Genomic DNA, 20856 nt, shown 5'->3' with positions numbered 1-20856 from the left:
AGGCATTGCAGCCACGTCCTCTCCCGGGGGCGTGGCTTTTTTTATGTCTGAAACCGGCGCGAAGCGGGACGTGAAGGAGAAAAATATGAGCAGCACAGCCGGTCAGGTTGCAGGATGTAAGCAAGGTGAAGCAGTGAAGTCAGCCTGTCCCTATTGTGGCGTCGGCTGTGGTGTGGCGGTGAACGGCAGATTTCAGCCCGGCAGTCTGACCAAGCAGCCAGAAATTGTCGGTGATCTTTCCCACCCGGCCAATCATGGGGCGCTTTGTGTCAAAGGCTCGGCATTGAAAGAGAGCCTGAGCATCCCCAGTCGCCTGCTGTATCCGCGTCTGGGCAACAAGGAAGTCAGCTGGCCGGATGCCACCGGGTATATCGCACAGAAGCTGAAAGAGACGATTACCAAATACGGCCCGGACAGTGTGGCCCTGTATGTCTCCGGTCAGTTGCTGACAGAAGATTACTATGTCGCCAACAAGCTGATGAAAGGCTTCATTGGTACGGCCAATATCGATACTAATTCACGGCTCTGTATGTCTTCGGCGGTGGCGGCGCATAACCGCGCGTTTGGCGAAGATCTGGTCCCGGTGCACTATGACGATATCGCAACATCGGATCTCATCGTCATCGTCGGTGCCAATACGGCCTGGACGCATCCGGTGTTGTTTCGCCGTATTCAGCAGGCCCGTGAAGCCAACCCGGATCTGCGTCTGGTTGTGATTGACCCCAGACGCACGACAACGGCAGAGCAGGCCGATCTCCATCTGCCGATCGCGAACGACGGCGATGTGCTGCTGTTTAATGGCCTGCTGCGTTATCTGTCCGATCATCATGCGCTGGATGATGAGTTTATCGCGATGCATTGTGAGGGCTTTGACTCACTGAAAGCGGAAATCAGCCGCGATCAATATCGTCTGGCCCGTTGCGCGGAATCGCTGGGGCTGAGCCGGGAACAGCTCAATACTTTTTATGCGATGTTCCGAGACACCCCGAACACTCTGACTCTGTTTTGTCAGGGGATCAACCAGTCGGCCAACGGCACCGACAAAGCCAACGCGGTGATTAACTGTCATCTGGCTACCGGACGAATTGGCAAACCGGGCGCCGGGCCATTCTCGCTGACCGGACAACCCAACGCCATGGGTGGCCGCGAAGTCGGCGGGCTGGCAAACCAGCTGGCGGTCCACAGAGGCTTTGACCCAGAGTCAGTTGCTGCTGTGGGTGACTTTTGGCAGGCGCCGAATATGGCTACTCAACCGGGCCTGAAAGCCCTCGAGCTGTTTGAGGCGATTCATCAGGGCAAGATTAAATTTGTCTGGGTGATTGCGACTAACCCTGTGGTGTCTTTGCCTGACAGCCGCAAAGTGGCGGAAGCCTTGGCGCGTTGTGAGTGCGTGGTGGTGTCAGATATCTCGCCCGAGGCAGACACGGCAGCATTTGCTGATGTGCTGCTGCCGGCAGCCGGCTGGGGCGAGAAAGACGGTATGGTGACCAACTCAGAGCGGATGATCTCCCGTCAGCGGGCATTTCTGTCTCCGCCCGGTGAGGCCAAAGCAGACTGGTGGGCAATCTGTGAAGTGGCGAAGAAAATGGGCTTCAGTGGGTTTGATTTTGCCACTGTGGCGGATGTGTATCGCGAATACGCTGCCTTGAGCCGTATTAACCGGGACTCACCTTATCTGTTTGATATTTCAGCGTTAGCGTCAATGACAGATGCCGAGTATGCCGACTGGCAGCCGCAGCGCTGGCCGCTGGGCAGGGAGTCACACCTGTTCAGTGACGGGGTGTTCCCGACCGCCAGCGGCCGCGCCAATCTGATCACCGTTCGTCATCGCGAACAAGCGGCCCGGCCCGGGGTCTGGTGGCTCAATACCGGACGGCAACGCGATCAGTGGCACACTATGACGCGCACCGGCCATATTGCCAGACTGGCCGAGAGCGAAACGGAGCCGACTGTGTATATGCATCCGCTGTCGGCCAGTCAATCCCAGCTCAGTGAAGGACAGTTGGTGTCACTCGGTTATGACGGCAACAGCATGCTGGCCAAGCTGGCGGTTGATGATGGCCTGTCGTCAAACCAGCTCTACATGTCGATGCACTGGGCCGGCGCATTTGGTTTTGCCAGCCGGGTTAATCAGATGGTGGCGCCAGAGGTGGATCCTGTGTCGGGCCAGCCAGCCTTCAAATCGGCGGGTGTGACGCTGTCACCGGCCCGGGCTGCCAGTTACGGGATCTGGATGGGCGATCAGCCACCGCCGTTTGAGACAGATTTCCTCAGTTTCCAGACCGGAGACAAGGTTAATCTCTGGCGCTTTGCCTGCAGCACGCCGCTGTCTAAATCCCATCTGTACGGTCTCACCCCTCAGGCATTGGTGATTGACGATGCAGGCAACGGCGGCTGGACGGCGCTGATGACAGCCGGCACCCGGTTAACCGCCATGTGTCTGGTGAGCGAGCAGCCACTTCGATCTGATCCTCAGCCCTATACTGCGTTGTTTGACAAGGCGTTTTCGGTCAGTGCTTTTCTGGCACTGGCGATGCAGGGACAGGCCCCCTCAAAACTGGTGTGCAGCTGCTTCAGGGTCACGGACAGACAGATCATGCACGCGATTGAACAGCACGGGCTGACCAGTCTGGCGGGACTACAAGCACAACTGAAATGTGGCTCGAACTGTGGGTCTTGTCTTGGCGAAGTCAAGGCACTGCTCAAGCAGACGCAAGTGAACACGGAAGAAGCAGTAACGGAAGGAGAACAGGGATGAGTACAGTAAAACCAATGACATCGACACACAGCGCAGCGACGGTCACCCGGCTCCAGCCCGCGCCGCATCGCCCTTCCGTCAGTCTGGTGGGAGCGGGGCCGGGCGATCCTGAATTGCTGACCTTAAAAGCCCTCAAAGCCATTCAGCAAGCCGAAGTGCTGGTGTATGACCGTCTGGTCAGCGATGCGATTCTGGCAATGGCGAACCCGGATGCCGAACGTATCTATGTGGGGAAGCGCTGCGGTCAGCCCAGCATGAAGCAGGAAGCCATTAATCAGGTCCTGATTGAGCAGGCCAGACAAGGCCGCTATGTGGTGCGGCTAAAAGGCGGCGACCCGCTGATTTTCGGCCGTGGCGGGGAAGAAGGACTGGCGCTGGCGGCAGAGGCAATCCCGTTTGATTTCGTGCCCGGCATTACCGCGGCCATTGGCTGCGCGGCATCCACCTCAATACCGCTGACGCACAGAGAAATGTCCCGTTCCGTCACTCTGGTCACCGGCCATGTGGTGTCCGGTGCGTTACCTGCCTGGGCGCAACTGATTGGCGCGGGGCAGACCATTGTCTTTTATATGGGGCTTGAGCAGGCCAGAGAGATCCAAAGCGGTCTGACTCTGGGCGGCCTGAGTAAAGACACACCGCTGGCTGTGGTGGTGAAAGGCTGCACACCGGAGGAGAAAGTCCATGTGTCGTCATTGGGCAAGCTCACCAAACTGGGGCAGGCACTCAAAGGACAGTCGCCGGCATTGCTGATTATCGGCGATGTGGTTGCCCTGCGTGCCACGCTGAATCAAGCACTTAACTGCAAGGATGCTCCTGAGACTAACCCTAAAGAGGTATTTTACGGCTGATTTTGACTAAGTGGCTGATGGCTTGCTTCTTTATGGATGAATGCGTGTTGAACCATTGTGTACAGGGAAGACAGACCAATGGCAAAGCCAGAAAAGTCAGATCGAAAGCAAGTCGCCGCCAACCATCAAGACACCCGTCAGATACTGGTTTGCAGCGACTGCACCCGGGAACAGGCAAAGCTGACCGGCGAGCTGGCGGTCAGCTATGACAACGTGATCGGCTGTGGCTTCAGCCAGCTTGCGGCACTGACCACAGAGACACAGGACAATGTGCTGGTGATCAGCTGGGCCAGAGCGGATGCTGAGCTGAGGATGCTGGCAGACCATGCAGACAGCCAACGGTGGCCGCTGGTGGTCCTGCTCCGACAGCTTGAGCATCAGGATATTGACAGGCTCCCCGCACCAAACGGCTATGTGCTTTTACCGGCAGACTCAGCAACGGCGCTGAGTGTCTGGGTAGCAAGGGCATGCCAGGTCAGGGACAGCCAAAGTCAGATGGAAAGTGCGCTGGCGACGCTGAATCGCCGCCTTGAAGACAGGCGGCTGGTCGAGCAGGCCAAAGGACTGCTGATGAAGCATCAGGGGCTGGATGAGGCTCAGGCTTATCGCCTGCTTCGTGAGGCCGCGATGCACAACAGCCAGAGTTTAGGCCAGATAGCGAAAAACCTGCTGCTGAGCCTGAACCGTATGTGATTCGGCGCCACGTCACACGCCACTGAAAAATTGATCAATACAGCAACGTCGCTGCTCCTTTCGGGGAGGGCGGCGTTTTTTGTTTTTAACGTTTTGTTTTTTATCTATGGAAGAGGTTTGGATATGGAATCGATCAATCGATGGATGATAGCCGGCATCGCCAGTGCCAGTCTGATATCACTGCAGGCACAGGCCCAGGTCGGCCCGCCGGAAAAAGATGAGCTGAAGTTCGGCTTTATCAAGCTGACTGATATGGCCCCGCTGGCCGTGGCGTATGAAAACTTCTTTTTCGAAGACGAAGGCTTGTACGTGTCACTCGAAGCGCAGGCCAACTGGAAAGTGCTGCTGGACCGGGTGATTGACGGCGAGCTGGATGGTGCCCACATGCTGGCCGGGCAGCCGATTGGCGCCACCATAGGCATAGGTACTAAAGCCGAAGTGATCACGGCGTTCAGCATGGATCTCAACGGCAATGCCATCACGGTGGCCAACAATGTCTGGGATGCCATCAAGCCGAACATCGCGAAAACGGACAGCGGCAAACCCCGGCACCCCATCAGTGCCAGTGCGCTCAAACCTGTGATTGCCTCGTATCAGGCGCAAGGCAAGTCGTTCAACATGGGCATGGTGTTTCCTGTCTCAACACATAACTATGAGCTGCGTTACTGGTTAGCCGCCGGGGGAATCCATCCGGGGTATTACGCACCGGCCCATGGTGATAACAGCGGCCAGCGTCAGGCGGATGTGCTCTTGAGTGTCACCCCGCCGCCACAAATGCCTGCGACGCTGGAGGCCGCGACCATTCAGGGCTACAGCGTCGGTGAACCCTGGAATCAGCAGGCCGTCTCCAAAGGCATCGGCGTGCCGGTGATTACCGATTACGACATCTGGCGGAACAACCCGGAGAAAGTGTTCGGGGTCAGCAAAGCCTGGGCCGATGCCTATCCCAATACTCATATCCGAGTGGTGAAAGCCCTGATCCGCGCCGCGCACTGGCTGGACGAAAAAAACAATGCCAACCGGCAGCAAGCGGTGGCTTTACTCGCCCGCAGCCAGTATGTGGGGGCGGATGCCAAAGTGATCGCCAACAGCATGACGGGCACCTTTGAATATGAGAAAGGCGATATCCGCCCGGCGCCGGATTTCAATGTGTTCTTCCGCTACCACGCCACTTATCCGTATTACAGCGATGCCGTTTGGACCCTGACCCAGATGCGCCGCTGGGGGCAGATCCCGGAAGCGAAATCCGATGACTGGTATATGTCGATCGCCAGACAAGTCTACCGGCCGGATATCTACCGTCAGGCCGCTGAAGCCTTAATCGAAGAAGGCAAGCTGACTGCGGCTGATTTTCCTGACTTTGACCGGGAAGACGGTTTTCGTCCGCCCCAGCAAGGATTTATCGATCAGATCACTTTTGATGGCCAGCAGCCCAACGCTTACCTCAACAAGTTTGCGATTGGTCTGAAAGGCGACGACACATTGTAAGGAGTACCGCTCATGGCATCGATTCTCACATTACCGGCGATCCCCAAACCGGCCCACGTGATTCACTTCAGCCGCGCACTGGCTTTGCCTGCGCTGGGATTGCTGGTTTTTCTGGTGATCTGGCATCTGGCGGCCAGTCAGGTCAATACCTCGCTGGGCACCTTACCCGGCCCGGCGCAGACCTGGCAGCAATTCACCGGTCTGGTGGACGAACATCAGCGTGAACGCAGCCGCGAAGCCGCGTTCTACGAACGTCAGGAACAGCGCAATACCGCCATACTGGCGCAAAATCCGCAGGCAGAGGTGAAAACCCGGGATTACACAGGCAAACCGACGTTTTTTGATCAGATTGGTACCAGTTTGCTGACCGTAGCCGCCGGTTTCCTGCTGGCTTCTGCTTTAGCCATACCTGCCGGGATCGTGCTGGGACTGAACAAGAGCCTGTACGCGGCCTTTAACCCTGTGATTCAGCTGTTAAAACCCGTGTCGCCGCTGGCCTGGCTGCCCATCGTCACTATGGTGGTGAGTGCGCTCTATGTCAGCGATGACCCGCTGGTGTCGAAATCGTTTCTCAACTCGCTGTTTACCGTGGCGATGTGCAGCCTGTGGCCAACCTTGATCAATACGGCAGTCGGCGTGACAGCAGTCGATCACGATCTGCTCAACGTCAGCCGGGTGCTCAAGCTGTCACGCTGGCAGCATGTCAGAACCATAGTGCTGCCCTCTGCCGTGCCCATGATCTTCACCGGCCTGCGCTTGTCGCTCGGTGTGGCATGGATGGTGCTGATCGCCGCAGAAATGCTGGCGCAAAACCCGGGGCTGGGCAAGTTCGTCTGGGATGAGTTTCAAAACGGCAGCTCAGCATCCCTGGGCAGAATCATGGTGGCTGTTGTGACCATCGGTTTGATTGGTTTGCTGCTCGATCGCGGCATGCTCAGCCTGCAACGACATTTTTCATGGAATAAACAGCTGAGCCTGCGCTGAGTCAGCTGAAGACAAGGAGAGAACCATGTCACGCGAATATTTATTGCTCAGTTATCTGGGAATGCGTTTTCCGACGCCAAATGGCGAGTTTGTGGCGCTGAAAGACGTCAACTTCACCATCAATAAAGGGGAGTTTATTTCTCTGATTGGTCACTCAGGGTGCGGCAAATCGACTGTGCTCAATCTGGTTGCGGGCTTGCTGGATGCAACAGACGGCGGGGTGATCCTGGAAGGCCGTGAAATTGACGGGCCGGGACCCGAGCGGGCCGTGGTGTTCCAGAACCATGCCCTGCTTCCCTGGCTGACGGTGTACCAGAACGTCGAACTGGCGGTGAAGCAAGTCTGCAAAGGTAAAGCCTCGGCGGCTATCCGCGATGAGGTGATGCACTACCTGAGACTGGTGCAGATGGATCACGCCCATGATAAACGGCCGGATGAGATTTCCGGCGGGATGAAACAACGGGTCGGGATTGCCCGGGCGCTGGCCATGCAGCCAAAAGTACTGCTGATGGATGAGCCTTTCGGCGCGCTGGATGCGCTGACCCGTGCACATCTGCAGGATGCTTTGATGGCGATTCAGGCCGAGCTCAATAACACCGTCATCATGATCACCCATGACGTCGATGAGGCGGTGCTGCTGTCAGACCGCATCGTGATGATGAGCAATGGCCCGGCGGCGACGATCGGCGAAGTGCTGGATATCAATTTGCCGCGGCCAAGAGACAGGGTTGCGCTGGCCGATGATCCGGTATACCAGCGCCTGCGACAGAGCGTGCTGCGTTTCCTTTACGAGAAGCAACGCAAAGTGGCGCCGATCCCGGACAAGAAAAGCACCCAGAAAGTGGCCTGATCGGGCGCAGCAGTGACATCGCGAATGTGCAGGAGAGTATTATGTTGATGCAAAGAGAAAAATTACTGGTGGTGGGCAACGGCATGGTCGGCCATCACCTGATTGAACAGCTGGTGGCGAAGAACGCCCATCAGCATTATCAGATCATCGTGCTGGGGGAAGAGCGTTTTGTCGCGTATGACAGGGTGCATCTGTCATCGCTGTTTTCCGGTAGTGAACATCAGGATCTGCTGCTCAGCAGTGAGCAGTGGTATCAGGACAATGGCATTGAGTTATTGCTCGGTGAGCAGGTTGTGGCCATTGACCGCGACAAGCAAAGGGTAACCCTGGCCAGTGATACCCAGCTGGCCTATGACAAGCTGGTGCTGGCAACCGGTTCATTCCCGTTTGTGCCGCCTGTGCAGGGCAGCGATCGGGACAATTGCTTTGTCTACCGGACGTTAGATGATTTGTCGTCGATCAAAACCGCCTGTGCCGGCGCCAGAACCGGTGCCGTGGTGGGCGGTGGTCTGCTGGGGCTGGAAGCGGCAAACGCATTGCGCTTGCTGGGCCTGGAAACCCATGTGGTGGAATTTGCGCCCCGCCTGATGCCGGTGCAGATTGATGATGCAGGTAGTGCGCTGCTGAAAAGCAAAGTGTCCGAGTTAGGAGTGCAGGTTCACACCCAGCGTGCCACTACGGCAATCACCGACGGTGAAACCGCATATCACAGAATGAATTTCAGCGATCATGAGCCGCTGGAAGTGGATGTGATTGTTTTTTCTGCCGGTATCCGGCCACAGGATACGCTGGCGCGCCAGTGTGGCCTGGAGATTGGCGAGCGCGGCGGCATCGTCATTAACGATGCCTGCCAGACCAGCGATCCGAATATCTACGCCATCGGCGAATGTGCTCTGTGGCAGCAGCGAATCTTTGGGCTGGTGGCACCGGGTTACAGAATGGCGCGCATTACAGCCGATCAGATTCTGGGCGGAGACAGCCGGTTCAGCGGGGCTGACATGAGCACCAAGCTGAAGCTGATGGGCGTTGATGTGTCTGCCATCGGTAATTCGTTGGGTCAGGGCGAAGGTTGTCAGGAGATGGTGCTGCAGGACATGCGTGCCGGTGTGTACAAGAAGCTGGTGGTGAATGACACCGGTGACAAACTGTTGGGGGCGATCCTGATTGGTGATAATCAGGACTATGATGCCTTGCTGCAATGCTACCTCAATGGCATGCCGCTGCCTGCGCATCCGGCCGAGCTGCTGTTTGATTGTTCTTCTTTGCAGGGCAGTAAAGACGCCGGTGCCATCATTTGTTCCTGCCATAACGTGACACGCGGCGATATCGCTGCCGCGGTTCAGGCCGGCACACACGAGTTGTCTGAATTAAAAAGCTGTACCAAGGCTGGCACAGGCTGCGGCGGCTGCAGCACCATGGTGAAATCTGTCCTCGATGAAGAACTGGCCGCCCTGGGCATGGAAGTCAATCACCACATCTGTGAACACTTCGCTTATACCCGTCAGGAGTTGTTCCATCTGGCCCGGGTCGAGCAAATCCGCAGTTTCGATGAGCTGATCGCCCGCCATGGTCAGGGAATGGGCTGTGATGTCTGCAAACCCGCCGCCGCCTCGATTTTTGCTTCCCTGTGGAATGAGCATGTTCTGGATGCCAAACATCAGCCGTTACAGGACACCAATGATGCCTTCCTGGCGAACATGCAAAAAGACGGCAGTTATTCCGTGGTGCCCCGGATACCGGCTGGCGAGATCACCCCGGATAAACTGATTGTGTTAGGGGAAGTGGCGAAAAAATATGACCTGTACACCAAGATCACCGGCGGCCAGCGTGTCGATCTGTTCGGTGCGCAACTGGAGCAGTTGCCGGATATCTGGCAGGCTCTGATTGACGCTGGTTTTGAAACCGGCCATGCCTACGGCAAGTCATTGAGAACCGTCAAATCCTGCGTGGGATCCACCTGGTGCCGCTATGGTGTGGACGATTCCATGGGCCTGGCCATTATGCTGGAGAATCGTTACAAGGGGCTTCGCTCACCGCACAAACTCAAGTTTGCCGTGTCCGGTTGTACCCGGGAATGTGCTGAAGCTCAGAGTAAAGATATCGGCGTGATTGCGACAGAAAATGGCTGGAATCTTTATGTGTGCGGCAACGGTGGCATGCGTCCGCGCCATGCGGATCTGCTGGTGTCAGATCTGTCGACCGATGAGCTGGTCACCATGATCGATAGAGTGCTGATGTTTTATGTCCGCACGGCCGATAAGCTGCAGCGCACTTCGGTGTGGCTGCAAAATCTGGAAGGTGGTCTGGATTACCTGCGCAGTGTGGTGGTCGACGACAGCCTGGGCCTCAACGCCGAGCTGGAAGCGCAAATGAATCATGTGGTGGACACTTATCAGTGCGAATGGAAAACCACCTTGTCAACGCCGGAAAAACTGGCCCGCTTCCGCCGCTTTGTCAATGAAGGTGATGCCGCTGCAACACCGGATTACCGGCGTGAACGCGGTCAGCGTATTCCGGTCCGGATGGTGGATCCGAAGGCCGAATTCATTCAGCACACAGAACAGGAGGGCGCATGAGCTGGAACAGAGTCTGCGATCTGGATGCCCTGATCGCCAATTCAGGCATGGGCGCATTGGTAAAAGGACGACAACTGGCCCTTTTTTATCTGCCAACCCAAGAGCCAGCGGTCTTTGCGCTGGATAACTGGGATCCCATCGGCAAGGCGTTTGTAATAGCCAGAGGCATAGTAGGGGATATCAAAGGGGAAGTGTGCGTGGCCTCCCCCCTGTATAAACAGCATTTCAGCCTGCAAACCGGCCAGTGTCTGGAACAGCCCGACGTCAGTGTGCCTGTCTGGCCAGTGAAGGTAGAGAAAGGGGAGGTGTGGGTCAACACAACCGCATAACAGTACCCGGTTAAAAACGACACACTGTATCGCACTCAAAAAATAAAAAAAGCCGCGCATCATGGTGTGACGCGGCACGAGCCAGCCAGGGGGAATCCTCATGGCTGGCTTTTTTATTCAAAGACTTACATTGTCGGGAAATTGACACTGGTCAATATTCATCATTCCGGGAATTACCAGCTTAATTACCTGCCAACAGAGACCTTTTGTGTGAATTTTGAACACTATCAAAGTTTAGAACAGTGATTTTATCCAATCCATTTATGCTCATCTATTCATACAAAGAGATGAGCAGAACAGCGGATTGGAGCCGGTCACGTCATACGCAGGTGGAAAGGGTACTGATTGCTTCGAACCTTATCATCACAAGGAAATTCTATGAATCAGGTATTTCAGCAGGCCAGGGACATGCAACAAGCAACGAACCACTCGGAAAAAACAGCGGCTGATCAAGCGCAAACGCAGTCGCACATTCTACTGACCAGCTTTGAAGAGGCTGTGGATCATTTTGCCGCAAATCACAGTGAAGACTTGAAACTGACTCAGGCCAAATTACGCGAACTGTATTCGTTAGCGCATCTCTGTCTGGAAGGTCAGCAGGAATTGAGTACCCCAGATGACAGTCAGTCATGACAGGACAAGGAGAGGACAGAATGAAAACCTGGTTTTCTGGTTTCAGTATTGCTGCACGAATATGGATGCTGCTGGTGTTGTTTGCCGCAGGATTAGTGGTGAATACCTTTGTCAATGCCAGTAAATCGCGTGAGTTTATGCGAGACAATTATGAACGGGGAGTGGTGAATCTGGTCGAGAGTGCCGTCAGCGTGATTGCATACTACCACGGGCTCAGTCAGTCCGGCACTCTGAGCGAATCTCAGGCCAAGTCTGACGCCATTGCGGCCATTGCCGCGATGCGCTTTGATCAGGGCAACTATATCTTTGTCAACGATCGCAACGGAATCCAACTGGCGGGTGTGGCGTCTCTGGTTGGCACCAATACGATGGATCTGCAAGATGCGGAAGGCTTCCGGTTTGTGCGCCAGTTATATGTCGAAGCCAGAAACGGCGGGGGCTTTGTCGATTATGCCTGGCACAGTGGCCAGAGTACCAATGCCTCTGAGCCGAAAACCAGTTATGTGCTGGAATTTGGCCCGTGGCAATGGCTAATCGGCAGTGGCATGAATATGCAGGCGCTGCAGACGGATGTCCGGAAAGCGGAAATGATCGCCCTGACCAATGTTGGTATCATGCTGGTGGTACTGTCTGTCCTGATTGCACTGATGATCCGCTCGATTACTGCGCCATTAAAACAAACCGTGGATGCGATGAAAGCACTGTCCCGGGGTGAAGGCGATCTGACACAGAGGCTGGATGAATCTGGCCGGGATGAACTGGCCACCTTATCGAAGTATTTCAACCAGTTTGTCGCCTCAATCCAGTCGATTTTGCAGCAGATCAATACATCCGGCACTCAGGTGGCGACTGCGGCGAATCAGGTTTCATCGTCGATCCATACCGTCGACCATAACCTGAACCAGCAGCAAAATGATGTTGAGCAACTGGCAACCGCCATGAACGAGATGCTGGCGACGGTAGAAGAGGTCAGCCGCCGCACGGTCGAAGCCAACGACGCCAGTTTGTCGGCGGCCAAAGGAACCAAAAGCGGAAAGCAGATTGTGGACCGAAATGTCGAAGAAGCGAATCAGCTGGCCGACAACATTGCGCAGGCCAGTCAGGTGGTCGAACAATTGGCGACCGACAGCCGTAACGTGGATACCGTACTGGAAGTGATCCGCGGGATTGCCGAGCAGACCAACCTGCTGGCCCTGAACGCCGCGATTGAAGCCGCCCGTGCCGGGGAAGCGGGACGCGGCTTTGCCGTCGTTGCCGATGAAGTCCGAACCCTGTCGCAGCGCACGCAGGAATCGACGCTGGAAATCCAGAAAATCGTCGAGCAACTTCAGCACGGCGCAGAAAATGCGGTGAAAGTGATGGCAACAGGGACAGAAAAAGCCACAAATGCTTCGAAGATATCAGCAGAAGCTGGCGTCGCACTCAATAATATTAACGCTGAAGTGCAGACGATCCAGGCGATGAACCAGCATGTCGCCACCGCAACCGAGCAACAAACCCTGACCCTGAACGACATTAACTGCAATGTGGTCAGCCTGAAGGATATGTCCCTGTCGGTATCGACGGAGTCAAACCAGATGGCGCAGGCGAGCGATGAACTACTGCATGTGTCGGCGGATCTGATGAAGATGATCAACCGCTTTAAGCTGGCTTAGAGGCCAGCTGTGGATTCTAAGTCTTTTGGATTCCCGCCTTCGCGCAATGCTGATCGTTTAAGGAAAATGAAGAACTTGAACGATCCTTAAATTCAAGCAAACTACAGGCTCGACTGAAAGGAGCCCGTATGTTTGCTGCTGAATTAGAAGACTTTTCTTCAAGCTACCCACTGCAGAGCGATTACTTACATGTCTTGAATACTCACCTGCCTATTGAGTGGGTAAACAACGCATTGAGTATGACATCCCATGCGACGGTCCGACGTCGAAAAATTCAGCCGCAAGATGTTCTCAGACTCGTGATTGGCATGTCATTGCTGAGACAGGAGTCTATCCATACTGTTGCTGAACAATTAGCGTTAAATTCCAAGCAATTAGACAACGCTTTGCTATCAGCTAAAAGCTAAAAGCTAAAAGCTAAAAGCTAAAAGCTAAAAGCTCTCTCATCGAAGCTCGTAAACGGTTGGGTGTTGAGCCTATACAGTGGTTATTCCATCAAAGTGCCAGTCATTGGGCCGGACAGGTTGAGGTGGATAAATGGGAAGGTCTCAGAGTCTATACCATTGACGGGACTCAATTTCGTGTTGAAGACACCCCAGAGTGCCGAGAACATTTCGGTTCTGCAAACACTGCTTCTGAATATCAGTCCGGTTATCCGGTAATGCAGTTGACTTGTTTAATGGATACCGCCACACGATTGATACTTAAAGCGGCGGCCGGCCCTTACCGGGAGGCTGAAATTACTCAAGCATCTCAGTTGGTGGACAGCATCGACGATAATTCAGTGCTACTAATGGACAAACTCTATCACGGCGCAGAGCTACTTCATCACGTTGAAAATAAAGGAAGTAATCGCCATTCGGTGACACCATTAAAGAAAGATATCAACTATGAAATAGTGGATGAATACGATGATAACGACTGGCTTGTGAAACGAAAGCTGAGTTCCCATGCGCAAAAGCAGTCACCATCGTTACCGAAAGAATGGTACTTTCGAGTCATTCGTTATCAGTTGATGGTTTCCCTGAACGTTTCCTTGCGACATCATTGCCAAAAAATCATTATGATGCAGCTAAAATCGTCGAACTTTACCATCAGCGCTGGGAAATTGAACTTGGGTATCGTGAAATAAAATGTACGATGCTTCGTAAAGCCATCGCCCTAAGAAGCAAGAAAATCACTTTAGTTTATCAGGAGGTATATGGGTTGTTGCTTGCCTATAACCTGATCCGCTACGAAATGAGCGGCCAAGGAAGCGAAAGTCAGTCCCCTGAGAATTAGCTTTAAACTCGGTTTTAAGGTGGTTTTGTATGACTATACAGCGATATGTCAGACGAGAAACTTACAGTCGATACCAGCACGACTCAAAGATTTAACTGATGATCTGAAAGATTTAGTTCTCCCCAAACCAGACCGCCCAAATTATCAACGGGCGGTCAAGATAAGGCCCAATAAATATCCTTTAAAGAGTAGCCGAAAGAAGAAGGAATCTCCTTAATCGAACAGTATTGCGCCTTCGCGGGAATGACGGCATAACATGATGATATTAAAATAGAAATTTCCGTCTTCTTTGAACGCCGTGCCAGGCGACAACCTGAACGGTTGAAGTAAGTCATGTATTGGGGGAGGGAATGTGTGACAGGCTTTTGCTCCAAAGCTTTCTAGTACTCGTTTAGTGAATCGAAAATTAACGAACTACTTGCCCTGACAGTTCTTATTGATTAACCCTGTTTTTAGAGCCTCTTCATGAGTGAGCGGAACTGGATGTGTATACAGTCATATTCTAATTTAAGTAGCTTTTTGCGTTTTTAACCTCAATAGTTTGCGCGTTTTTTCTAGATGGTGTATTTAATAGAAAGCTTATAAGTTCTTTACATACAGATAGTTAACTGTGTTCGTTTTCACTGGTCTAACGTAGTAAATGCGCATGCGCACTAATAAAATATTATAAGTCTTTGAAGTGTATACATCCCCGCGATCAAGGCTATTTTTAATCATTACATTGAGCACACGAACGCCAGATTTGAAACCGAGCCGATGACGCTGGGTAATCGTAATGAGTGGTTTACGCAGTTTCGGTCCGATTCTCCGCATCAGCTTTTCGTTGTCCTGGAAAACCATCAGGTGATAGGGTTTGTCTGCAGCCAACCTTACCGGCCTAGCGCCGCTTTTGCAGAAACCGTTGAAGTGAGCATCTATCTTTACCCCGATGCGAAGGGGCAGGGTTTGGGGAGTGCATTAATGAAAACCTTACTTGATGCTTTAGCGACTCAGCCGGTGCACTGTGCCTTATCTGGCATTGCTTTGCCGAACGATGCATCGGTGGCGCTGCATCAGAAATTCGGCTTTCGTGAGGTCGGTGTTTTTCATAACTATGCCAGAAAACAGGGCGAGTACATCAGCTCGCTCTGGATGGAAAAGCGATTTGACTAATCCCGTATTTCAGCCAGCTATACTCATACCGATTGCAAAACAGCGGTAGCGGTCAAACGGGCATGAAATGAAACCGATGGGAGAAAGATGATGAAATACCAGGGAAGCTGCCACTGCGGCAATGTCGCTTTTGAGGTCGAAGGCGATATTCAGGAAGCACTGGCTTGCAACTGCTCTATTTGTCAGAGAAAAGGTTCGTTATTGTGGTTTGTGCCCCGCAGTGAATTAAAGCTGCTGTCGGCAGAGAGCGCAGCAAGTACTTACACCTTTAACCAGCATGTTATTCAGCACAGGTTTTGCCCGACGTGCGGCATTCATCCTTATGGGGAAGGAACTGACCCGCAGGGTAACGCCATAGCGGCCATCAATATTCGTTGTCTTGACGATATCGATCTCGATGCAATTCCGGTGAAGCATTTTGATGGCCGGTCATTGTAATCTGATCTTGCTGGTGTGATTATGTCGTTTGTTGCGTAAAGGCAAGAGCCGATCATTCAAAGTAGGGGGCGACGTTGGGCGCAGGAAACAGGGAATTTTCGACACTTTGGCGGCCAGCGCGATTTTCCGGTATCGAACTGCTGTCCGCCTCGTTTACTCAGTTTGAATTCTCCCGTCACTGGCATGAAGAGCTTGCCATTGGGGTGATAGAAGCTGGCGCAGAAGGGTTATTTTATCGTGGCAGCAATATTGTGGTGCCTCAGCGCCATATTGTCGCTATTAATCCTGCTGAAGTGCATACAGGTTTTGCGGGCAGTGAACACGGATGGCGATACCGGATGTTTTACTTCGCACCTGAGATGATAGAACAGCATTTTGCTGACACTGAGAAAGCCGTTGATCCTGTTATCGACCGCTCTGTGATTAACAATCCGGCACTGTTTGATTTGCTGCTTCAACTGCATATGGCATTTGAAGCCGCCAGTTTTGATCTGACCAAACACTCTTTACTGACTGTGGCGCTGGAGTCGTTGTTTTCTCAATACGGCAATGCTGGTCATGATGCTGGCAAGATCGGGCATACTCAGAAGCATACGGGCGTTATCCGGGATTACCTGCACGATAACTGGCAGGCTAACGTCACTCTGGATGAGCTGGAAATTGTCAGTGGCCTGACGAAATTTAAACTCATCCGGGCATTCAAATCTCATTACGGACTGACGCCGCACCAGTTTTTGCTTCTTACAAAAGTACAGAAAGCGAAAAAACTGTTATTGGACGGTCACAGTTGTGTCGATACTGCACTGAACTGTGGCTTCTTTGATCAAAGCCATTTCACCCGCAACTTCAAACGCGCTTTTGGCGTTCCTCCCAAGCATTACGCGATACAACCTTAGCAACTGCAATTTCATACAAGAAGCTGCTCTCTGCGACGTTTAACCTGTCTCCAGTTTCCTGATATTTGCTGGAAATACATGTGTTGAATGAAACGGAGATAAACCGATGAGTTTCTTATTATTGTGGTTGGGTGTGATGTTTCCATTAGTGTTCAGTCCGGGGCCGGCCAATATCGTGTTTGCCGCCTCTGGTGCCAGTGTCGGGGTCAGGCGGTCACTGCCATTACTGCTGGGAATAGACACGGTGTTTTTGATTAAGTCCTTACTGATTGGGCTGGGGCTGGGCGCACTCATTCAAGAGTATCCGCTGGCGCTGCAGTTACTACAGTGCGCGGGAGCCCTTTATATTATTTATCTGGCCGCCGGTTTTCTGAAAACCAGCCTGCTAGAGCACAACGGGCAGCAAAAGCACTTAGGGTTTTATGATGGCGTGATCATTCAATTGCTCAACAGCAAAGGTTGGCTTCTGGTCTTACTGATGTTCTCCCTGTTTTCAGAGAAAGCATATCAGGAATACGGTGAACATTCGGTGTGGGTGTTAGTGCTGTGGCTTGCCATCCTAAATATTTCGATGCATCTGGTGTGGATCTGGGCCGGCGGTTTGTTAGCCAAACTGGCCGGGGACAGTAAGAACCAGAAAGTACAAGGCTATATTTACTTCGCATCCTTGGTGATCGTCGCCATCTGGCTGCTGGTTGATAATCCAATCTGGCAACACTGGGCATAATGTTTTAAAGCCTGCTGCTCAGAATTCCAAACAGGCGATTTTATGCTCTGATTGCATACAATATGAAAACGTATATATTGCGGTATATCAGTATGGTCTGAAGTCGTTCAGAGGGAGGGGGAATGTTTGCGGAATACGGGGTGTTGAATTTTTGGGCCTATGTGGTCGGCGCTATCTTTATTGTGCTGCTGCCCGGGCCTAACTCATTGTTTGTGCTGAAAACGGGCATGGGACAGGGGATCAGACAAGGTTATCTGGCGGCAACGGGCGTGTTTATTGGCGATGCCGTTTTAATTTTCTGTGCCTATGCCGGTGTTGCCACCCTGATACAGACAACGCCGATTTTGTTTACCCTGGTGCGGTATCTTGGCGCGGTGTATCTGCTGTTTCTGGGTGGCAAGATTGTATACAGCGCTTTTCAATCCCGTGAATCGGCAGATATCTCTCCGGCACTACAGGGTAAAAAGGTGTTTCGCAAAGCGTTGATACTCAGCCTGACCAATCCTAAGGCCATTCTGTTTTATGTGTCTTTCTTTGTGCAGTTTATTGATATGAGCTACGCCAGCCCTGGGGTGCCATTTCTGATTCTGGCTGCGGTACTTGAAATGATCAGCCTGATCTTTCTCAGTGTGCTGATTATTGCGGGCGCCTATATCACCCAATTGGTGCGTGCCAGCAAAAGTATGCAGAAGATAGGCAATGCCTTAATGGGGACGTTGTTTATCGGTTTTGCTGCCCGGCTGGCCATGTCGAATGCGTAATTTTTGTGAGTCACCAATAAGGTTCAGGAAGAGTTTTCCTGAACCTTTTCTCCTGCTCATCATTTGTTAACCGGCAGTTCCTTTTTCAGCAGCTTTCCTGCCAGCCACTGTTTTATCCAACTGTGTCCGCTCACCAGTACAATGCCGGTAATCACCATGGCGGCACCGTAAACGAAGCCGGGTTCGATGGCTTCATCCAGCAGCCAGGCACCGAGAACGACACCGTAAAGTGGCGTCATGAAAGACAACACGCCCAACCGTGACGCAATATAAGTGTTCAGCATCCAGAACCACAGTAGCAGGCCTGCAAAGGAAATGATCAGCGTCTGGAAAGCCACACTGGCAATGGCGAGTGGTGTTGGGTTGATATGAGATTGATCCATCAAAACTGCTGCTGTGATAAGGACGATGGACGCGATGACTAACTGATAGAGCAAAGTCTGTTCCGAGGATATCCGAGCCAGTCTGGTACTGCGAATCAGGATGGTCGTTGCCGCCCATGCCAGGCCGCCCAACAAGGCGAGAAAATCGCCCCACAGCTGATCCGGTTGAGTGACTGCACTCTTGTCGTCTGAATGAAAAAGAAACGCGACGGCTATGCCGCAAAATGCCAGCAGGATACCGGCCCATTGTGTTTTGGACAGCCGTTCTGAATCAATCAGAAAGTGCAGCATCAGCGCGCTGAAAACAGGTGAGGTGTAGAGAAACACCACGGCATGAGACGCAGAAGTGTAGCGAAGTGCTTCGCCGAGAAACAGATACTCCAGTGCGAACAGAATCCCGACGATAATACCTGGCTTCCAGTTACCGTCGGCAAAAAACAGGCGTTTTCGACGGAGAACGACGTATAAACAGACCAGCACAGCGGCAATCCCTGAGCGGATGCCAATCTGCAAGATCGGCGCGATGTCTTCCCCTGTCGCTTTCAGAAATATCTGCTGAAGCCCCATGACAAAGCAAAAGACCACCATAATGCTTAATGCGGTGACATCGACAGGTTTGCGTTCACTCATCTCTTACTCCCTACAGGCTGTGACATCTTGTTAACATTATGCGTTGTCGTGAATATTGCATATAGCTAGAATGTGACAACCGATAACGATGAAACGACAGAATGCACAATGAGCCTTCCCGGTAAACAGCTTCATATTCCGCCTTACAGCACTGAATTACCTGCGCCTGTGGTATTTCGTACCGCCTGCATGCCGGCGGATGCTGCTTATCCTTTACATCGCCATCCGTGGGGAGAGTTTGTCTATTCTTTCAGTGGCATTATGGAAGTGAAAATCGGCAGCAGACAATACTTAGTGCCTTCTCAGTACGGATTATGGTTGCCGCCAGATGTGGAACATCAGGGGCTGAACCGTTATGAAACGACGCATTGCTCTCTGTATCTTGACGCAGCTTTGTGTGGTCAGATGCCTGAGACGACCTGTGCACTTGAGGTCAGTACGCTGGTGAAAGCAATGCTGGATCATCTCAGGGTAACCAGCACAGTGCTGCCTTATTCAGAAGCTCAGAGCCGGCTACTGGCCGTGCTAGTGGATCAGCTTTACGGGGCGACGACTCTGGGCAGCTATCTGCCAACTTCGACGGATCCTCTGTTGCGAAAAGTGCTGGGTTGGCTGGAATCTGCTCCAGGTTGTAACGCTTCGCTGGCTGAGCTGGCAAAGCGGGTTCATACCACTGAGCGCACACTGATGCGCCGTGCGCAGCGCGATTTAGGGATATCTTTGTCGGAGTGGCGTCAACGATTACGGGTCGTTCGGGCCATGCCACTGCTGGAAGCAGGCGAGAAAGTAGAAAATATTGCACACGATCTGGGTTATGCGAGTGCGTCAGCTTTTATCGCTATGTTTCGTCGCCTGATGGGCGTTACACCGGATGAATACAGACGAAACGTAGGTGACAGAACACAGATAAAATGAGCAGTGACGCATGACTCGAGACAGTATTTGATTGGCATTTGGCTGAGTCTCTGTCAGAATAACTTAAAATTACTTAAGTGGTTTTGAGTGTATGACCCAGGAAGAACGCCTTATTCACCTGACTTCGCTGATAGAACAGCAAGGAAAGGTGACCCTCAATGACATCTGCGAGCAATTTACCGTCTCGCGCGATTCTGCCCGTCGCGATCTGGTGAAGCTTACTCAGCAGCCGGGTATCCAGCGTATCCGTGGCGGCGCAGTCAGAACCTCGGTATCGGGCCGTCTTGAACCCTATTCCGGTAAAGTGATCAGTGAAGCCAAGCAACAGCTTGCTCAGTGCGCGGCACAACTGATTGACGCCGATGATCATCTGTTACTCGATACCAGCACGACACTGACATTAATGGCGCGCTACATTCACCGGCCTGCGACTGTCATTACGAACTCCGTCGATATTTTGCAGCAACTTGCGGACAACCCTCATGTTGCCGTGCATTTGCTGGGCGGCAAATTTGATGCTTTCCACCGCGCCGTGTTAGGCCATCAGGCCGAAAAGCAGCTGGCTGACTATCGGGTGAATAAAGCTTTTATCGGCGTCTGTGCTTTATCAGAACATGGCTTGTCGACCAATAATGAACAGGAAGCCTCGCTGAAAAAGGCGATGATGGCGCAGGCGCAGCAAGTGGTTGTGGTGTGCGAGCAGCACAAACTGGGCCAGAATAATTTTCATCATGTCTGCGACCTGAATGGCATTGATGTATTAATCACAGACCAACCACTTACAAACACTTACGCCGAACGTTTTGACAGCCACGATATTCAAGTGATCGTGGCTTCCACCACACAAGGACAGCTTTGA

At 52.8% G+C, this 20856-nt stretch carries 20 protein-coding genes and 1 pseudogene; 20 read left to right on the top strand and 1 reads right to left on the bottom strand.

The window, feature by feature from the left end; genetic code table 11:
- The first annotated feature begins 85 nt into the window (after nt 1-85).
- The 18 genes and pseudogenes from LN341_RS16495 (at nt 86) to leuE (ending at nt 18069) form a co-directional block, all read left to right on the top strand.
- Nucleotides 86-2758, top strand: a complete 2673-nt coding sequence (locus tag LN341_RS16495; RefSeq protein ID WP_234206073.1) for a nitrate reductase — start codon at nt 86-88, stop codon at nt 2756-2758.
- Nucleotides 2656-3606 carry a uroporphyrinogen-III C-methyltransferase gene (cobA, locus tag LN341_RS16490; protein ID WP_370643779.1) on the top strand — a complete coding sequence of 317 codons (951 nt, stop codon included), beginning with the start codon at nt 2656-2658 and terminating at the stop codon, nt 3604-3606. Before LN341_RS16495 ends, cobA begins: the two co-directional genes overlap by 103 nt.
- 78 nt (nt 3607-3684) lie before the next feature.
- Nucleotides 3685-4299 (top strand): ANTAR domain-containing response regulator, encoded by a 615-nt coding sequence (locus LN341_RS16485; protein ID WP_052730048.1) that lies wholly within the window; start codon nt 3685-3687, stop codon nt 4297-4299.
- Nucleotides 4300-4443: 144 nt separating this feature from the next.
- Nucleotides 4444-5787: a CmpA/NrtA family ABC transporter substrate-binding protein gene (locus tag LN341_RS16480; RefSeq protein ID WP_234206634.1), complete on the top strand. Its 1344-nt coding sequence runs from the start codon at nt 4444-4446 to the stop codon at nt 5785-5787.
- A 12-nt stretch (nt 5788-5799) separates the two neighbouring features.
- On the top strand, nt 5800-6771 hold the full coding sequence (locus tag LN341_RS16475) for an ABC transporter permease (RefSeq protein ID WP_234206069.1): 972 nt from the start codon (nt 5800-5802) through the stop codon (nt 6769-6771).
- A gap of 25 nt (nt 6772-6796) precedes the next feature.
- Nucleotides 6797-7621 (top strand): ABC transporter ATP-binding protein, encoded by an 825-nt coding sequence (locus LN341_RS16470; protein ID WP_234206067.1) that lies wholly within the window; start codon nt 6797-6799, stop codon nt 7619-7621.
- 47 nt (nt 7622-7668) lie between these two features.
- The gene (gene nirB / locus LN341_RS16465) at nt 7669-10197 is read left to right on the top strand and encodes a nitrite reductase large subunit NirB (RefSeq protein ID WP_234206632.1); all 2529 of its coding nucleotides are present in this window, start codon (nt 7669-7671) and stop codon (nt 10195-10197) included.
- Nucleotides 10194-10526, top strand: a complete 333-nt coding sequence (nirD, locus tag LN341_RS16460; RefSeq protein ID WP_046221609.1) for a nitrite reductase small subunit NirD — start codon at nt 10194-10196, stop codon at nt 10524-10526. Before nirB ends, nirD begins: the two co-directional genes overlap by 4 nt.
- A 378-nt stretch (nt 10527-10904) precedes the next feature.
- A complete protein-coding gene (locus LN341_RS16455; protein WP_046221608.1) occupies nt 10905-11159 on the top strand; it encodes a hypothetical protein in 255 nt (84 codons plus the stop codon).
- Between the two features lie 20 nt (nt 11160-11179).
- Nucleotides 11180-12814 carry a methyl-accepting chemotaxis protein gene (locus LN341_RS16450; RefSeq protein WP_234206065.1) on the top strand — a complete coding sequence of 545 codons (1635 nt, stop codon included), beginning with the start codon at nt 11180-11182 and terminating at the stop codon, nt 12812-12814.
- A gap of 128 nt (nt 12815-12942) precedes the next feature.
- The gene (locus LN341_RS16445) at nt 12943-13221 is read left to right on the top strand and encodes a transposase domain-containing protein (RefSeq protein ID WP_234206062.1); all 279 of its coding nucleotides are present in this window, start codon (nt 12943-12945) and stop codon (nt 13219-13221) included.
- 35 nt (nt 13222-13256) lie between these two features.
- Nucleotides 13257-13946, top strand: a pseudogene (locus LN341_RS16440) (IS4 family transposase); the annotation flags it as partial.
- Nucleotides 13862-14095 (top strand): transposase, encoded by a 234-nt coding sequence (locus LN341_RS21905; protein WP_370643799.1) that lies wholly within the window; start codon nt 13862-13864, stop codon nt 14093-14095. The pseudogene LN341_RS16440 and the gene LN341_RS21905, both read left to right, overlap by 85 nt.
- 687 nt (nt 14096-14782) lie before the next feature.
- Nucleotides 14783-15247 carry a GNAT family N-acetyltransferase gene (locus LN341_RS16435; RefSeq protein WP_234206630.1) on the top strand — a complete coding sequence of 155 codons (465 nt, stop codon included), beginning with the start codon at nt 14783-14785 and terminating at the stop codon, nt 15245-15247.
- An 87-nt stretch (nt 15248-15334) separates the two neighbouring features.
- Complete coding sequence (locus tag LN341_RS16430) at nt 15335-15685, top strand: GFA family protein (protein WP_370643778.1); 351 nt, start codon at nt 15335-15337, stop codon at nt 15683-15685.
- Nucleotides 15686-15759: 74 nt separating this feature from the next.
- A complete protein-coding gene (locus LN341_RS16425; RefSeq protein ID WP_234206058.1) occupies nt 15760-16581 on the top strand; it encodes an AraC family transcriptional regulator in 822 nt (273 codons plus the stop codon).
- A gap of 106 nt (nt 16582-16687) precedes the next feature.
- A complete protein-coding gene (locus LN341_RS16420; RefSeq protein ID WP_234206054.1) occupies nt 16688-17308 on the top strand; it encodes a LysE family translocator in 621 nt (206 codons plus the stop codon).
- A gap of 122 nt (nt 17309-17430) precedes the next feature.
- The gene (gene leuE / locus LN341_RS16415) at nt 17431-18069 is read left to right on the top strand and encodes a leucine efflux protein LeuE (protein WP_234206053.1); all 639 of its coding nucleotides are present in this window, start codon (nt 17431-17433) and stop codon (nt 18067-18069) included.
- 59 nt (nt 18070-18128) lie between these two features.
- Here leuE and LN341_RS16410 read toward each other — a convergent pair whose 3' ends face one another.
- The gene (locus tag LN341_RS16410; RefSeq protein WP_234206051.1) at nt 18129-19082 is read right to left on the bottom strand and encodes a DMT family transporter; all 954 of its coding nucleotides are present in this window, start codon (nt 19080-19082) and stop codon (nt 18129-18131) included.
- Between the two features lie 108 nt (nt 19083-19190).
- Here LN341_RS16410 and LN341_RS16405 point away from each other — a divergent pair, with 108 nt between their 5' ends.
- Together LN341_RS16405 and LN341_RS16400 are read left to right on the top strand one after the other, a co-directional pair.
- The gene (locus LN341_RS16405) at nt 19191-19997 is read left to right on the top strand and encodes a helix-turn-helix domain-containing protein (RefSeq protein ID WP_046220125.1); all 807 of its coding nucleotides are present in this window, start codon (nt 19191-19193) and stop codon (nt 19995-19997) included.
- 91 nt (nt 19998-20088) lie between these two features.
- Nucleotides 20089-20856: a DeoR/GlpR family DNA-binding transcription regulator gene (locus tag LN341_RS16400; protein WP_234206050.1), complete on the top strand. Its 768-nt coding sequence runs from the start codon at nt 20089-20091 to the stop codon at nt 20854-20856.

The organism is Photobacterium sp. TLY01 (assembly GCF_021432065.1).
GTDB classification, from domain to species: domain Bacteria; phylum Pseudomonadota; class Gammaproteobacteria; order Enterobacterales; family Vibrionaceae; genus Photobacterium; species Photobacterium halotolerans_A.
Note: the sequence above shows the minus strand (reverse complement) of the source record. Positions and strands in the feature narration are given on the sequence as shown.

What these genes read in the sequence shown, in the direction of transcription:
- LN341_RS16495 (WP_234206073.1), top strand. Translation starts at nt 86, where the DNA reads ATGAGCAGCACAGCCGGTCAGGTTGCAGGATGTAAGCAAGGTGAAGCA.
- cobA (WP_370643779.1), top strand. Translation starts at nt 2,656, where the DNA reads ATGTGGCTCGAACTGTGGGTCTTGTCTTGGCGAAGTCAAGGCACTGCT.
- LN341_RS16485 (WP_052730048.1), top strand. Translation starts at nt 3,685, where the DNA reads ATGGCAAAGCCAGAAAAGTCAGATCGAAAGCAAGTCGCCGCCAACCAT.
- LN341_RS16480 (WP_234206634.1), top strand. Translation starts at nt 4,444, where the DNA reads ATGATAGCCGGCATCGCCAGTGCCAGTCTGATATCACTGCAGGCACAG.
- LN341_RS16475 (WP_234206069.1), top strand. Translation starts at nt 5,800, where the DNA reads ATGGCATCGATTCTCACATTACCGGCGATCCCCAAACCGGCCCACGTG.
- LN341_RS16470 (WP_234206067.1), top strand. Translation starts at nt 6,797, where the DNA reads ATGTCACGCGAATATTTATTGCTCAGTTATCTGGGAATGCGTTTTCCG.
- nirB (WP_234206632.1), top strand. Translation starts at nt 7,669, where the DNA reads ATGCAAAGAGAAAAATTACTGGTGGTGGGCAACGGCATGGTCGGCCAT.
- nirD (WP_046221609.1), top strand. Translation starts at nt 10,194, where the DNA reads ATGAGCTGGAACAGAGTCTGCGATCTGGATGCCCTGATCGCCAATTCA.
- LN341_RS16455 (WP_046221608.1), top strand. Translation starts at nt 10,905, where the DNA reads ATGAATCAGGTATTTCAGCAGGCCAGGGACATGCAACAAGCAACGAAC.
- LN341_RS16450 (WP_234206065.1), top strand. Translation starts at nt 11,180, where the DNA reads ATGAAAACCTGGTTTTCTGGTTTCAGTATTGCTGCACGAATATGGATG.
- LN341_RS16445 (WP_234206062.1), top strand. Translation starts at nt 12,943, where the DNA reads ATGTTTGCTGCTGAATTAGAAGACTTTTCTTCAAGCTACCCACTGCAG.
- LN341_RS16430 (WP_370643778.1), top strand. Translation starts at nt 15,335, where the DNA reads ATGATGAAATACCAGGGAAGCTGCCACTGCGGCAATGTCGCTTTTGAG.
- LN341_RS16420 (WP_234206054.1), top strand. Translation starts at nt 16,688, where the DNA reads ATGAGTTTCTTATTATTGTGGTTGGGTGTGATGTTTCCATTAGTGTTC.
- leuE (WP_234206053.1), top strand. Translation starts at nt 17,431, where the DNA reads ATGTTTGCGGAATACGGGGTGTTGAATTTTTGGGCCTATGTGGTCGGC.
- LN341_RS16410 (WP_234206051.1), bottom strand. Translation starts at nt 19,082, where the DNA reads ATGAGTGAACGCAAACCTGTCGATGTCACCGCATTAAGCATTATGGTG.
- LN341_RS16405 (WP_046220125.1), top strand. Translation starts at nt 19,191, where the DNA reads ATGAGCCTTCCCGGTAAACAGCTTCATATTCCGCCTTACAGCACTGAA.
- LN341_RS16400 (WP_234206050.1), top strand. Translation starts at nt 20,089, where the DNA reads ATGACCCAGGAAGAACGCCTTATTCACCTGACTTCGCTGATAGAACAG.